Origin of the sequence: Bacillus sp. 1780r2a1, from assembly GCA_024134725.1 — a bacterium.
In the GTDB taxonomy this organism is placed as follows: Bacteria; Bacillota; Bacilli; order Bacillales; family Bacillaceae_H; genus Priestia; species Priestia aryabhattai_A.
On sequence record CP099863.1, the window covers coordinates 3,687,465 to 3,702,228 of the forward strand.

Genomic DNA, 14,764 nt, shown 5'->3' on the forward strand with positions numbered 1-14,764 from the left:
GTAGAAACATGCAACGTGCTATTCGACATTTTTTGAATCATCAAAAGGATGATACCACCCCTTGTGAATCGTAAAAACATCATGCTCGTTTCCATGTTTAATAGCATGAATTAATAACGCGATTTGGGCTTGATTTTGCATCGTTGTTGACTGTTGAAATGTATAGTAAAAGTTACTAACAATTAACCAAATTCGCTGTAACAATCGATTAGTTTGAAGCCGAAATAGCTGCTCAAATAGATGCTTAATTGTTAGGGTTTTGTTATCTAGCTGATCAACAATACTTTTATTATTTTGTAGTATGGATTCTAAGCATGCTTTTTCTAACATATATTTTGTTTCGATTAAGTCTTCTTTTGGCTTGTTATCATGTAAGAGAAACGTTGCTAAAATGTCGATAAGCTGATGATCGCCTACTTCTTTAATAAACGTGCCTTCGCCCCTTCGTGTTTCGATAAGGCCTAGCAACTCCAATGCGCGAAGTGCTTCACGCACAGAAGAGCGACCGGCATTTAGTCGCTCTGCTAACTCTCGCTCTGACGGAATTTTATCTCCTGTTTGCAGCTGATTAGACTGCATCAATTGCCGAATTTGCTTTAAGATTTCTACATAAACTTTTGAACGTTCATTCATCAACCTATTTTTTCACTCACCTTATCCGCTTAGTATCCACACATTTTTTTCGCTATCTTACTTTATTCAATGATAGCCAAACGCTGCGTTTTTAATGCAATATCATCTGGATCAACCTGTAACCTTGCAACACCTGTTTCCATCGCTGCCTTCGCCACAGCAGCTGCTACTGCTGGTGCAACTCTAGGATCAAATGGTGCTGGAATAACATAATCTTCATGTAAATCTTCTGATGAGATAAGACTTGCAATTGCTTCTACCGCAGCAATTTTCATCTGCTCATTAATATGAGTAGCTCGTACATCTAGGGCACCGCGAAATATACCAGGAAACGCCAGTACGTTATTCACCTGGTTAGGAAAATCAGATCTTCCTGTCCCAATTACCTTGACACCTGCACTCTTTGCATCGTCCGGCATAATTTCAGGCATTGGATTGGCCATTGCAAAAACAATCGGATCCTCATTCATTTTGTGAATCATCTCTTTTGTTAGAGCCCCTTCGACAGATACACCAATAAACACATCTGCGTCAGCAAGTGCATCTTCTAAAGTGCCCGTTACTTTTTGACGATTGGTATAAGCGGCTACCTCGTCTTTTATTTTATTCATTCCAAACGATCTACCTTCATAAACTGGACCTTTTGAGTCACACATAATAATGTCGCGCACGCCGTAGCGATGCAATAATTTAATGATGGCAATCCCCGCGGCTCCAGCACCGTTGGCTACTACCTTCACTTCTGACATCTTCTTATTTGCTAACTTCAGTGCATTTACCAAGCCAGCTACCGTTACAATTGCAGTTCCGTGCTGATCGTCATGAAAAATAGGAATATTGGTTTCTTTTTTTAAGCGTTCCTCAATTTCAAAACAATTTGGTGCCGCAATATCCTCTAGGTTTACTCCACCGAATGTTGGTTCTAATAGCTTTACTGTCTCTACAATCTGGTCAATATCTGTGGTCTTTAAGCAGATAGGAAACGCATCGACTCCGGCAAAGCTTTTAAATAATACTGCTTTACCTTCCATTACGGGTAAAGCTGCTTCCGGACCAATATTTCCTAATCCTAAAACCGCAGTTCCGTCAGATACCACTGCGACCATATTCCCTTTCATTGTATACTCATACACATTATTCACATCATCATAAATTTCTTTACAAGGTTCAGCTACTCCAGGTGAATAAGCTAGGCTTAAGTCCTGAGCATTTCGAACAGGGATTTTCGATTTAGATTCTAACTTTCCTTTATTGATACGGTGCATATGCAGTGCTTCTTCGCGTAAAGACATGAGCTCACTCCTCATTCGATATAAGTATACATATAGCTATTAAAATAGAAACGATGCAGTTAAGCGTTAAGTGCTCAATTTTATTGCATCTAAGTAAATGTAAAATTAAGTAACAGTGGTCAGACCACTTTTTTTTTAACTTCTTTACAATATAACATCATCTACAATCTGTAAAGACTATAGCGTTTTTACAGCGACATTTTCATCTCCTAATAGGTCTTTAAACTGTGTAACGATATCACTTTCTAGTGAAATAAAATAGTCCGACGGTAAGCGTAATAATCGCTTCTCTAACTCATAGTACACCAGAACTGGTACATTTCCTTTAGCACTGTTAATTTTTTTATAAATACTACGAATTACTTTATCACTTTGAGCTGATGACTTTATCCTTAAATATACTTCTTGTTTCGGTAGCTCTTCTTCAAGTTCCTTTGCTAAATAAACTTCTTGTGCAACAATTTGTTGTTTATTTGTTCGAATATCCACCTTGCCTTTAATCAATACAATTTGTCCAATACTTAACAGCTGTTTGTATTTTTCGTAGCTTCTCGGAAACACTACTGCATCCGCATCGCCTGTTTCATCACCAATTGCAATAAAGGCCATTTGTTCACCTTGTTTGGTACGAATGACGCGTTCACTTGAGATAAGCCCAATAACTGAAACTTGTGTACCACTTTTACAGTTTGCAATATCGCATAGTGAGATTGTAGAATGAGCTTCCATTAACCTTTCATGCTGAGAAGTTGGATGATTTGATAAATAGAAGCCTACTGCTTCTCTTTCACGTTCTAGGATTTCTTGTTCGCTGAATTCATCTACTATAATGTACTTTGGCTTGAGGGAAAACTCCATGCCAAAATCATCTTGTGGATCAACCAGCTGTGCGTGCTCGAATGCCACGTCTATCGTTTCAATAAGAGTGGCGCGGTTTTCACCAAACTCGTCGAAACAACCAGCGTTAATCAGCATTTCAAGAATTTTTTTATTTACAACCTTCGTCGATACGCGCATACAAAAGTCAAATAGATCCTCAAATGGTTTATTCTTTCTCTCATTAAGTACCTCTTGAACCACTGTTCCACCTACATATTTAATTGCTCCTAAGCTAAAGCGAATCTGTTTCTTTTCTACATTGAAAGCAAACGCGCTTCGATTGATAGATGGCGGTAAAAGAGCAATCTTTCTTTTTCTCATTTCTTGAATATATTGCTCACTTTTTGATTGATTTCCAATCGCACTGGTTAATAAAACTGCAAAAAATTGAAGAGGGTAATGTGCTTTTAAATAGGCCAAGTAATAAGTAATAAAGCTATATGCAACGGCATGACTTCTGTTAAATCCATAGTTAGCAAACTTAACAATTAAATTATAAACTTGGTCTGAGACTTCTTCGCTATACCCCTGCAGTTTACTTCCTTCAACAAAATGCTTTCTCTCTTTCTGGAGCGTCGTACTTTCTTTTTTACTGACGGCGCGCCTTAAAAGGTCAGCTTCACCTAGTGAGAATCCTGCCATTTGCGAAGCAATTTGCATAATTTGCTCTTGATAAACAATAACTCCATACGTGGTTTGTAAAATTGGTCTTAGTACATCATGAACATACGTAACCCTTTCTAAGCCGTGCTTTCTTTTAATATACGTTGGAATATGTTCCATCGGTCCAGGACGATACAAAGCATTGACTGCTACAATATCTTCTAGTTCCGTTGGTTGTAACTTTTTTAATACTTTACGCATGCCGTCTGATTCTAGCTGAAAGATTCCAGTTGTATCACCACTTGCTAAAAGCTGAAACGTCTTAGCATCTTGCATAGGGATATCTGATAGTTTCTGCTTTTTCCCTGTATCTCGCTCCACTTTTGCAAGAATATAATCAATTAACGTTAAGTTACGAAGACCTAGAAAGTCCATTTTAAGTAAGCCGATATCCTGCAGTGCTTCCATTGGATACTGAGTGAGGTACACATTATGCTGACCATCTTGAATAGGCGTATACGATGTCAACGGTTTGTCGCTAATAACAACGCCTGCAGCGTGAGTAGACGTATGTCTCGGAAGCCCCTCTACTTGCATCGCTAATTGTAAAAGCTTTTGTCTAGTCGGCGTAGTTTGAATATACTCACGGAAAGGCTTAGATTGTACAACCGCTTGTTGTAGCATGACTCCTGGCTTAGATGGTAACAGTTTTGAAATAATGGACAGTTCTTCTTTATCTATTCCTATAACTTTTCCAACATCTCGAATGGCAGCTTTAGCAGCCAATGTTCCAAACGTGATAATTTGAGCCACATGAATTTGACCATATTTTTCAGCAACATATTGAATAACTTGGTCACGCTTATTATCTGGAAAATCAATATCAATATCGGGCATTGAGATTCGTTCAGGATTTAGAAACCGCTCGAATAATAAATGATGCTTAATTGGATCAACATTGGTAATTTCTAACGTATAAGCAACTAAAGAACCTGCTGCTGAACCACGTCCCGGACCTGTAATAATTCCATTTTGATGCGCATACTGCATAAAATCCCACACAATTAGAAAGTAATTGCTAAACTTCATCTCTTGAATAACACTAAGTTCATAATCTAGTCGTGCTGCATATTCAGGGGGTACTGTGCCTAAACGCTTCTTCAACCCTGCTTGACACTGCTTCTGTAAATAGCTATCCGCCGTATCTTCACTATTTGGGATTGGATAGGATGGAATCATCATTTTACCAAGTGAAAGCTCCAGGTTACACCGTTCGGCTACACAATTTGTTTCATAGACAGCGGAAAGAACATCTGTATACAGGCTCTCCATTTGAGACTGTGTTTTAAAGTAGTATTCTTTCTTATCCGAATCCTCTTCTATCAGACTTTGAAGCATACTACCCTCACCTATAGCAGTTAGGCATTCATAGGCCTCATAATCTTCTTGAACAAGGTATTTCACGTCATTAGTAGCTAGTAACTTCACATTCAATTCTTTAGCTAAGTTACGAAGCTCCTCGTTTACAGCCTGCTCTTGATTTCCGTGACGTTGAAGAGACACATAAAAGCTTTCTTCTCCGTATATGTGTTTAAAGAATGCCATCGTTTGTCTCGCTTCATCTAGCTTATTATCTAAAACAAGTGATTCAATTTCTCCTGATAATCCAGGCGTAAAAGCAATTATGCCTTCTTTATAATGAGGGAGCCACTTTTTTTTCACACCGTTCTTTTCTTTTGTTTGAACAAGACTGCTCAACTTCACTAGATTTTCATAACCCTTCTCATTCTGAGCAAGTAAAACAAGCGGATAAGAAAACGATTCATCTTCTTGCTTTAGCACATGTAAAGTCAAACCGATGATTGGCTTTATACCGGCTTTTTTGCACTCTTTATAAAAAGGGATAGCTCCGTACATCACGTTTTCATCCGTTAGAGCAACAGCTTTATAATCTAATGCTTTTGCACGTTCGACTAGCTGCGTAATTCGAACTGTACTATTTAAGATGCTATATGCACTTTTTAATTGTAGATGAACAAAAGGCACGAGTCTTCCCACCTTCTTTTTATGTATTTATATCCATTATAAATTTTGTTGTTCTTCCATACAAATCACATAACTTGTTTTGTTTGTCCATATACATGAATTACAGCAGAAATGATAGAAAATGTATAAAAGGAGGGAAAAGATGAAAGAGCCCTTTATGTCATTGTTTATTTGGAGCTACTTCACTTCATTAGGTATTATTCTTGGCGGTGCTTTAATTGGTTCGTTTGCAGGATTTTTAATTGGTAAATCTCCATTTCATATCATGTATACTTTAAGTAACAGTTTAAAAATCTGGGCAATTGTGGGAGCAATTGGAGGCACCTTTGATACGTTCTATAGTTTTGAACGTGGCTTATTTGAAGGTGCTACTAAAGATGTTGTAAAACAAATCTTGTTAATACTTTCAGCGATGGGTGGTGCTCAAACAGGGGCACTAATTATTAAATGGTTAACTCAAGAGAGCTTAGGTTTATGAGAGTCCCAAACAAACGTCTATATAAGCGGTCAGATTTAGAACGTTTTTTCGCTGGATTAGTTATCGGTGCCATTGTTAGCTGGGGCGTTTTTTTAATTATTTATGGTGAGCTACAGCATGAACAAACAAAATCATTAGTGCAGCTTGAACAGCAGCTAGAAAGAGCAGAAAAAAACAGCCTAATTTGGCAAGAAGATGTACGAGAATTAAATAAAAAAATGAAAAAAAACATTTTAATTCAAGAAGTAAAAGTAAATTTAACAAATACGAAGCAATATAAATTAGGCTCTCTCACTTCTTACCATCTTCAAGCTAGCGTTGAAGAGGAAGCATTGCATTTAATTGCTCAAGATATTGAGAGTGCGTATGACGCACGAAACGTATTAAAAAAAGCAATCGAAAATAAAAAATATGAATTCGATAAAATGATTTATGAAGTCGAAGTGCATCAAATTTACTTTTACACCACTTTGTCAATTGAAATTCGCATAAAGAAAGTAGAAAAAGTTATGTAAAACAGGCGTACTAAGAGAATGTACGCCTGCTTAAACATTTACTGAAATAGTGCTTCTAAATCTTGCAGCAGTGGCTGAACCTCATCCCAAGAATAAATGGAAGCACCAGCTGCAAGTGGATGACCTCCTCCTTTATACTTACGAGCAATTGTGTTGATAACCGGCCCTTTTGATCTTAACCTTACTCGAATTTGATCTTCTTCTTCCACAAAGAATACCCATACCTTTATACCTTCAATATGCCCTAACGAACTAACTAGCTGTGATGCATCTGCTGGTGTTACATTATACTTTTCAAGAATTTCTTTTGGTATTCTCATATATCCAACTCCCGACTCCGATAGGGAGAAGTTTTGCAGTACGTAGCCGTGCAAATGTGCTACGTTTTCTTTTGTTTTATACATCTCATCATAAACATTTTTGAACTCAAAATCATATTGAATCAAATCGCTTGCATAGCGGAAAGTCTTAGGCTTTGTGCTTGGAAATAAAAAGCGCCCCGTATCTCCTACGATTCCACTAAAGATTAATTTGGCACCGCGATCATTTAACATAAGTCCATCCTCTTTACCATGAAGGAAAAATTCATAGATCATTTCGCTTGTTGAACATGCTTCTGTATCCACCCATAGTAAATCTCCGTACTTGTCTTCATTCGGGTGGTGATCAATTTTAATTAACATTTTCCCTTTTGCATATCGCTGATCACAGATTCGTTCTTGATTGGCTGTATCACATACAATAACGAGTGCATTTTCATACAAATCATCAGCAACATCATCCATTTGATATAAAAACTTAAGAGATTCCGCTTCTTTTCCTGTTACGTAAATATTTTTTTCCGGAAAAGATGTTTTTAAAAGCTCTGCTAACCCACATTGAGAACCATATGCGTCAGGATCTGGTCTTACATGACGGTGAATAATAATTGTATCGAAACTTTTAATTGCATCTAAAATTTGTGTTTTCATCTAGCAGCACTCCCATCGATAAATTAGCAAACTATTTATGTACCAAACCTAATAGCTAGTTCTATTAAATCATAGATAGCTAGAAGTTTAAAAGCAGAATTAATTAATACTAGAATTTTCTGGCATCTATCGATAGAATAAGAATAAGTAGTCTGTTACATACAGCTTAAAGAAAACGCATTCAGGGCTATGAAGCCGAAATTTTTTAGATATTTTACCACCGATAAGTCATTATCTTTAAAAGGAGCTGAATGAATTAATGCCTATTCTCGCCATTTTAATTGTCATTTCATTTGTCTTTTATTTCTATTTAAAAGTTAAGTATGTCCGCTCCAAACGTCCTATTGAGCGCAAATGGATTTCTGCAAAATCGAGCATTTCACTCGGAGCTTTTGTACTTTTTTTTGGAATTAACCAGTGGTTTATTTATGCAACTACAACGTCTCTCATTATCGGTATCATCTTTGCTTTATTTGGTCTCGGAAGTATTATTACAGGTATTCGCGCATATAAGTATTATCTTCCTCTTGCTACAAAAGAAGCTCAAACGTCTTCATGAAAAAAGTGTGCACTGAATGAGTGCACACTTTTTTCATACACGTTCTAAGAGCTGTGCCATCAGCATTGCTTTACCAACAACGACGCCCTCATTGTATACTTCAACATCTACCTTTCCAAACTTTCGTCCCAACTCTAATACTTTTGGTCGAATTTCAACAATGCTGTCAATTTGTACAGGTTTAATGAAATAGATGGTAATATTCTCAATAACTAAGTCACCTTTTTTAAATGAACGAAGTGCTCGATTTGCCGCTTCTGTTACAATCGTTGTAAATACCCCGTACGAAATAGTTCCCATATAGTTTGTCATTTGCGGTGTCACTTCACAACGATAGAATGGTTCCGCTTTTGTATCTTTTACATCGATGAATTGATTAGTGACAATATCATCAATTGTTTCACCAACCTGAGGCTGTCTTTGAATCATCTGAAGTGCTTTTAAGACATCTTGTCGACTGATAATTCCTTCTAAATGGTGAGAATCATCAACTACAGGTAGAACTTCAATACCTTCCCAAACCATCATATGAGCAGAAGATGCCACCGACGTTTTGCCATGTACCGTCATTGGATTTTTGGTCATTACCTTCTCAATAGGGGTTTGCACATCATAACCAATGACATCTTTAGAAGTCACCATCCCGTGAACTTTCATCTGATCATCCACTACCGGAAAACGACTGTGATGCGTTTTTGTGTTAAGATTATGCCACGTGGCAATTGTATCATTAAGCTTTAGACTAACAGCTTCTTCAGCTGGCGTTAAGATATCTTCAACCAGTACAATTTCCTTTTTAATTAGTTGGTCGTAGATGGCACGGTTAATCATGGTTGCAACAGTAAACGTATCATAACTTGTAGAAATAATCGGAAGTTTCAAGTCATCTGCGAGCTTTTTCACCCACTCTTCCGTATCAAATCCTCCTGTAATTAAAACAGCTGCTCCGGCTTCTAAAGCTAGTTCATGTGCATTTACTCGGTTTCCAACAATTAAAAGGTTGCCTGCTTCTGTATATCTCATCATGGCATCCAGCTTCATTGCCCCTATAACAAATTTGTTAAGCGTTTTATATAACCCTTCTCGTCCGCCTAACACTTGTCCATCTACAATATTTACAACTTCGGCAAACGTAAGTTTTTCAATATTTTCTTTTTTCTTACGCTCAATTCGAATGGTCCCAACACGCTCTATTGTAGAAACGTACCCTTTATTTTCTGCATCTTTAATAGCTCGATAAGCAGTACCTTCGCTTACCGTCAGCTCTTTTGCAATCTGCCTGACTGATATTTTCTCACCAATTGGTAACGAGTCAATATAGTGTAGTATCTGTTCATGTTTTGTCGCCAAATGTACTTCACCCTTCTAAAGCACCGGACGTACTCGGCGCTTTACTCTTTTCTTTTTATTATAAAGGTGGAAGGAGCGGGATTCAATCTCATCCTCTTTGACGAGTTGGCTTGCGAAGTTTTTGTTGCAAAAGCTTTTTTTGCTCTTCTTTTTTCGCGTATAAAAGTGCTGATACATTACCACCTACAACTAGCAGTGCTAACCCTAACCAAGCAAGGCTAAAAATCCCTTGAAGACTATCTATGCTTATGACAATATAGGGCTTTACATAATAAAGCATAAGGCCACACAGCAACAAATATAAAAGCGCTCTATTTCGCTTTAACACCAATACATTCCCCCTTTTTTATTTACATAGTATGCTTGTACACCCAAAAAAAGACGATGCACATTAAAATTGCACCGTCTTGCTTTTTCTCTTATAACTCTAAACCTTCTCCAGGATTTAAAACTTTTCCTTCAATTCCTTTTAAGGATTGAACGAACTCATGAGGATCTTGTTTAATAACAGGGAATGTATTGTAATGGATTGGAACGACTAGTTTGGCATTAATCCATGAAGCTGCAACTGCTGCATCCTCTGGCCCCATTGTAAAGTTATCGCCAATCGGCAAAAACGCTACATCTGGATGGTAATCGCTTAATAACTTCATATCGGAATAAAGGGCCGTGTCGCCCGCATGATAAATAGTTTTTCCTTCAATTGTTAGTAATAAACCGGCTGGCATACCCGTGTAAACAATTTGCTTGTTGTCTTCTTCCGTATAGCTTGATCCATGGAAAGCTTGTGTAAGTTTAACTTTACCGAATTCAAACGTATAAGCTCCGCCAATGCTCATTGGATGAACGTTTAAACCTTTCCAACCTAAATATGTAGCGAGTTCAGCAATAGCAATTACTTGCGCATTTGTTCGTTTGGCAATAGCAACTGTATCTCCTACGTGATCATTATGACCGTGGGTTAGTAAGATATAGTCTGCCTGTACATCGTCTGCATTTAAATCCGTTTGACCATTCCCAGTAATGAATGGGTCAATTAAAATCGTTTTCCCTTGCGTTTCAATTTTCACAACCGAATGTCCATGATACGAAATGTGCATAATAACCTCTCCTTTGTCATTATCACTAATTAACTAGTTCATACCCTTTCTATACTACTTTAAACAGAAAGGGTACGTTCTTTTTATTATAAATCGGTTATGCTTGCTCTAACAATGTTGTAGCATCAGAGTATGTTAATCCATGTGCATCAGCTACCGCTGCATATGTTACAAAGCCGTTTAATGTATTAATTCCTTGAAGTAACGGCGGATTTTTCAAACATGCTTTTTTATATCCTAGGGTTGCAATTTGAAGTGCATAAGGAACAGTCACGTTCGTTAAAGCCATGGTTGAAGTACGAGGAACAGCTCCAGGCATATTAGCTACCGCATAATGTAAAACACCGTGCTTTTCATACGTTGGGTTATCATGTGTCGTAATACGATCTGTTGTTTCAAAAATTCCACCTTGGTCAATAGCAATGTCTACGACAACTGAGCCAGGAGACATTGTTTTAATCATGGAAGTTGTAACTAATTTTGGAGCTTTGGCACCTGGAATTAATACTGCTCCAATTACTAAATCTGAATCCTTCACAGATTCTGCAATGTTATAGTGATTTGACATTAATGTTGTAATTTCCTTGCCAAATAAGTCGTCTAGTTGTCGAAGTCGCTCTGCGCTTAAATCAATAATGGTTACATTTGCTCCTAGACCAACAGCAATTTTCGCAGCATTTGTTCCCGCAACTCCGCCACCAATGATTGTCACTTTTCCTCGTTGAACACCGGGCACACCACTTAGTAACACTCCTTTGCCACCTTTTGTTTTTTCTAAAAATTGTGCGCCAATCTGCGAAGACATCCTTCCAGCTACTTCACTCATTGGTGTCAAAAGAGGAAGCGTACGATTCGGTAGCTGCACAGTTTCATAGGCAATACCTACTACTTTCTTTTCAATCAATGCTTTTGTTAATGCTTCTTCAGCAGCAAGGTGCAAATACGTAAATAAAATTAACCCTTCACGAAAATAATTGTACTCTTCTTGCAATGGTTCTTTTACTTTCATAACCATTTCTGCACTCCACGCATCGTGAGCTGTTTCAACAATGGTTGCTCCAGCTTCTACATACTGTTCATTCGTAAATCCAGACCCTTCACCGGCATTTTTTTCAACCCATACCTCATGACCGGCATTTGTAAATGCCGTCACGCCAGCTGGTGTAATAGCAACGCGATTCTCATTGTTTTTAATTTCTTTTGGAACACCTATTTTCACGATTGTCACTCCTTAATTCATTGTTTATTTATCATATGAATGATATGTAAAATAAGCTCCCCACCTTATGCTTATAAAGTGGGGAGTTTTTGCCTTACCTATAGTTTATCCATCTTTTTATTCATATAGTTCGTTGTCACTTTTATCTTCAACATTTTCAAATGTTGAAGCCATGTGACCATCTCCTACTACACCACTTGAGTAGGAGTCCATTAATTGTTGAAACGTTTTTTTTTCTCCTTCATGATCATATTCATAAACGTGCTGAGGTTTCTTTTTTTCTTTCATTGTTAATCTCTCCTTAGCTAACATGTTGTTTTATTCCCCACTATTTTTCTTCTAACTTGTTGGAGTTATGCACGACGTAGATGGGATTGTAACTCTATATGCTTTTACAAAAAATATGCATAAAAAATACGCACTTCAGTAAGTGCGTATTTTTTATGCATTAATTTCTTGTTTTAAATCCTCTTTAACCTTTAAGATTGCTTGTCTTACCTGGTCGAAACCTGTACCACCCGCACTATTACGGCGGTTAACCGCAGTTTTTGGGTCAAGTACATGATAGATATCTTCCTCAAACAAATTGCTTGCGGCTTGGTAGTTTTCTAATGGTAAATCCATTAAATAAATCCCTTGCTGAATGCATTCTAGAACAAGCTTGCCTACAACTTCATGAGCTTGACGGAACGGCATCCCTTTTGAAGCGAGGTAGTCTGCTAATTCTGTTGCATTAGAAAAATCTTTTTTGGTTGATGATTCCATAACGTCTGTTTTAACAGTCATAGTTTCAATCATTCCAGCAAAGATTGTCAAGCAACCCTCAATCGTTGTAACTGTATCAAACATACCCTCTTTATCTTCTTGTAAATCTTTGTTGTATGTTAAAGGCGTACCTTTCAACACTGTTAATAAGCTAAACAGGTGTCCATAAACTCTTCCCGTTTTCCCACGAATCAGCTCAGCCATATCAGGGTTTTTCTTTTGTGGCATAATACTGCTTCCTGTGGCATACGTGTCATCCATTTCAATAAACTGGAATTCTTGACTCGACCATAAAATTAACTCTTCACAGAAACGAGATAAGTGCATCATCAAAATTGAGCTGTTGCTCAAAAATTCTAAAATAAAATCACGATCACTTACTGCATCCATACTGTTTTGATAGATATCTGCAAAGCCCAACAGCTCAGCGCTATAGTAACGGTCAATTGGGAATGTTGTACCAGCAAGCGCTCCTGCTCCTAGCGGAGAGATATCAATGCGTTTTAACGATTCTTCAAATCGCTCAGAATCACGCTTAAACATTGATACATATGCTAACAAGTGATGAGCAAACGATACAGGCTGCGCTCTTTGTAGATGAGTGTAGCCAGGAAAAATCGTTTCAACATGCTGATCAGCTTTTTCAACTAATACATGCTGTAAATGTTTTGTTAGCTGGATGATTTGCTGGACATGTTTCTTTAAATATAGATGCATGTCAGTTGCAACTTGATCGTTACGACTTCTACCTGTATGCAGTTTTCCACCTACAGGACCGATTTCATCAATTAAGAGCTTTTCTAGATTCAAATGAATATCTTCGTACTGAGCAGAAAACGTAAGCTCTTTATTTTTTGCTTTTTGAAGCAGGGTTTGTAACCCTGCTTTAATTTGATTCGCCTCTTCACTAGAAAGAATCTTGCACTTTTCTAACATAGATACATGAGCTAAACTACCTTCAATATCTTCTTCTACTAAATGTTGATCGAACGAAATGGATGCTCCAAATTCATCAATCCATTGTTCAGGACGTTTCGTAAAACGTCCTCCCCACAATTTGGTCATACTGTCGTCACCTTCTTAGTATTCACCATGCTGCTAACTTTTGTTGGAAGTCCCCATAAAGAGATAAATCCTACTGCTGCGTTATGGTCAAATTCATCTTCTTTTGTATACGTAGCAAGTTTTTCGTTATATAGAGAGTTTGGAGACTTACGCCCTTCCACAATCGCATGACCTTTAAACAGCTTCACACGTACTGTCCCGTTTACATATTGTTGCGTATCTTTTAAGAATGCTAGTAATGAATTTGTTAACGGTGAGAACCAAAGTCCTTCATAAATAACTTCTGTTAGTTTTTTCTCGATAATAGGTTTGAAGTGTGCTACTTCTTTTACAAGTGTTAAATCTTCTAACTCTTTATGAGCTTTAATAAGAGTCATCGCAGCTGGACACTCATATACTTCACGTGACTTAATTCCAACTAGACGATTTTCTACGTGGTCGATACGTCCAACTCCGTGCTTTCCAGCAATATCGTTCAGTTCAAGAATAAGCTGAGCTAACGTATACGATTGGCCATTTAATGAAACAGGTACGCCTTGAACAAATTCAATTTCAACCGTTTCAGGAGTATCCGGCGTATTTTCTAATGCAGCAGTTAAATCGTAAGCTTCTTCTGGTGGAGCAGCCCAAGGATCCTCAAGAACACCACATTCGTTACTTCTTCCCCATAGGTTTTGATCAATTGAAAACGGGCTGTCTAAGTTAACTGGAATTGGAATGTTATGCTGTTTCGCATACTCAATTTCTTCTTCACGAGACCATTTCCAATCACGTACTGGAGCAATAACTTCTAAATCTGGATTTAAGGCTTTAATTGACACTTCAAAACGAACTTGGTCATTTCCTTTTCCTGTACAACCATGCGCCACGGCTACTGCATTTTCTTGCTCAGCTACTTCAACAAGCTTCTTTGCAATTAGAGGTCTTGATAACGCAGATACCAATGGATATTTCCCCTCATATAATGTGTGAGCTTGCAAAGCTGCTAATGCATAAATATTTGCGTACTCTTCTTTTGCATCAATCACGTGTGATGCTACCGCTCCAACTGTAATAGCTTTTTCTTTAATAAAGTTTAAATCTTTTCCTTCACCAACATCTAAACAACACGCGACCACATCATAACCTTTTTCCTGTAACCATTTAATAGCAACTGAAGTATCTAAACCACCTGAATATGCAAGAACAATTTTCGGATTACTCATCAACATTTCCTCCTAATATATATAAATACATCTCAATAAATTTTTATTCATTTAATCTACTATTACTTTAACAACTTTATTAGT

Annotated in this window: 14 protein-coding genes; 3 read left to right on the forward strand and 11 right to left on the reverse strand. The window is 37.5% G+C overall.

Annotation, left to right across the window (positions count from 1 at the left end):
- Positions 1-18: 18 nt before the first annotated feature.
- From NIZ91_18585 to dnaE, 3 genes are all read right to left on the reverse strand, one after another.
- Positions 19-633: a GntR family transcriptional regulator gene (locus tag NIZ91_18585; protein USY57229.1), complete on the reverse strand. Its 615-nt coding sequence runs from the start codon at positions 631-633 to the stop codon at positions 19-21.
- Between the two features lie 62 nt (positions 634-695).
- Positions 696-1,925 carry an NAD-dependent malic enzyme gene (locus NIZ91_18590; GenBank protein ID USY54713.1) on the reverse strand — a complete coding sequence of 410 codons (1,230 nt, stop codon included), beginning with the start codon at positions 1,923-1,925 and terminating at the stop codon, positions 696-698.
- Between the two features lie 177 nt (positions 1,926-2,102).
- The gene (dnaE, locus tag NIZ91_18595; GenBank protein USY54714.1) at positions 2,103-5,453 is read right to left on the reverse strand and encodes a DNA polymerase III subunit alpha; all 3,351 of its coding nucleotides are present in this window, start codon (positions 5,451-5,453) and stop codon (positions 2,103-2,105) included.
- Between the two features lie 142 nt (positions 5,454-5,595).
- Here dnaE and NIZ91_18600 point away from each other — a divergent pair, with 142 nt between their 5' ends.
- Positions 5,596-5,931: a YtrH family sporulation protein gene (locus NIZ91_18600; GenBank protein USY54715.1), complete on the forward strand. Its 336-nt coding sequence runs from the start codon at positions 5,596-5,598 to the stop codon at positions 5,929-5,931.
- Positions 5,928-6,446 carry a DNA repair protein gene (locus tag NIZ91_18605; protein USY54716.1) on the forward strand — a complete coding sequence of 173 codons (519 nt, stop codon included), beginning with the start codon at positions 5,928-5,930 and terminating at the stop codon, positions 6,444-6,446. Before NIZ91_18600 ends, NIZ91_18605 begins: the two co-directional genes overlap by 4 nt.
- Positions 6,447-6,484: 38 nt before the next feature.
- Here NIZ91_18605 and NIZ91_18610 read toward each other — a convergent pair whose 3' ends face one another.
- On the reverse strand, positions 6,485-7,417 hold the full coding sequence (locus tag NIZ91_18610) for a bifunctional oligoribonuclease/PAP phosphatase NrnA (protein USY54717.1): 933 nt from the start codon (positions 7,415-7,417) through the stop codon (positions 6,485-6,487).
- A 259-nt stretch (positions 7,418-7,676) separates the two neighbouring features.
- Here NIZ91_18610 and NIZ91_18615 point away from each other — a divergent pair, with 259 nt between their 5' ends.
- Positions 7,677-7,976, forward strand: coding sequence for a YtpI family protein (locus tag NIZ91_18615; protein USY54718.1), 300 nt, complete (start codon positions 7,677-7,679; stop codon positions 7,974-7,976).
- Positions 7,977-8,009: 33 nt separating this feature from the next.
- Here NIZ91_18615 and NIZ91_18620 read toward each other — a convergent pair whose 3' ends face one another.
- The 7 genes from NIZ91_18620 to NIZ91_18650 form a co-directional block, all read right to left on the reverse strand.
- Entirely contained in the window at positions 8,010-9,326 is a 1,317-nt protein-coding gene (locus NIZ91_18620; protein ID USY54719.1) for a CBS domain-containing protein, read from the reverse strand.
- Between the two features lie 88 nt (positions 9,327-9,414).
- A complete protein-coding gene (locus tag NIZ91_18625; protein ID USY54720.1) occupies positions 9,415-9,654 on the reverse strand; it encodes a hypothetical protein in 240 nt (79 codons plus the stop codon).
- Between the two features lie 91 nt (positions 9,655-9,745).
- On the reverse strand, positions 9,746-10,426 hold the full coding sequence (locus NIZ91_18630) for a metal-dependent hydrolase (GenBank protein USY54721.1): 681 nt from the start codon (positions 10,424-10,426) through the stop codon (positions 9,746-9,748).
- A gap of 97 nt (positions 10,427-10,523) precedes the next feature.
- Entirely contained in the window at positions 10,524-11,645 is a 1,122-nt protein-coding gene (gene ald, locus NIZ91_18635) for an alanine dehydrogenase (protein USY54722.1), read from the reverse strand.
- 117 nt (positions 11,646-11,762) lie between these two features.
- Positions 11,763-11,933, reverse strand: coding sequence for a hypothetical protein (locus NIZ91_18640; protein USY54723.1), 171 nt, complete (start codon positions 11,931-11,933; stop codon positions 11,763-11,765).
- Between the two features lie 153 nt (positions 11,934-12,086).
- Positions 12,087-13,475 (reverse strand): argininosuccinate lyase, encoded by a 1,389-nt coding sequence (gene argH / locus NIZ91_18645; GenBank protein USY54724.1) that lies wholly within the window; start codon positions 13,473-13,475, stop codon positions 12,087-12,089.
- Positions 13,472-14,680 carry an argininosuccinate synthase gene (locus tag NIZ91_18650; GenBank protein USY54725.1) on the reverse strand — a complete coding sequence of 403 codons (1,209 nt, stop codon included), beginning with the start codon at positions 14,678-14,680 and terminating at the stop codon, positions 13,472-13,474. The genes argH and NIZ91_18650 overlap by 4 nt, the downstream gene beginning before the upstream one ends.
- Between the last annotated feature and the right edge of the window lie 84 nt (positions 14,681-14,764).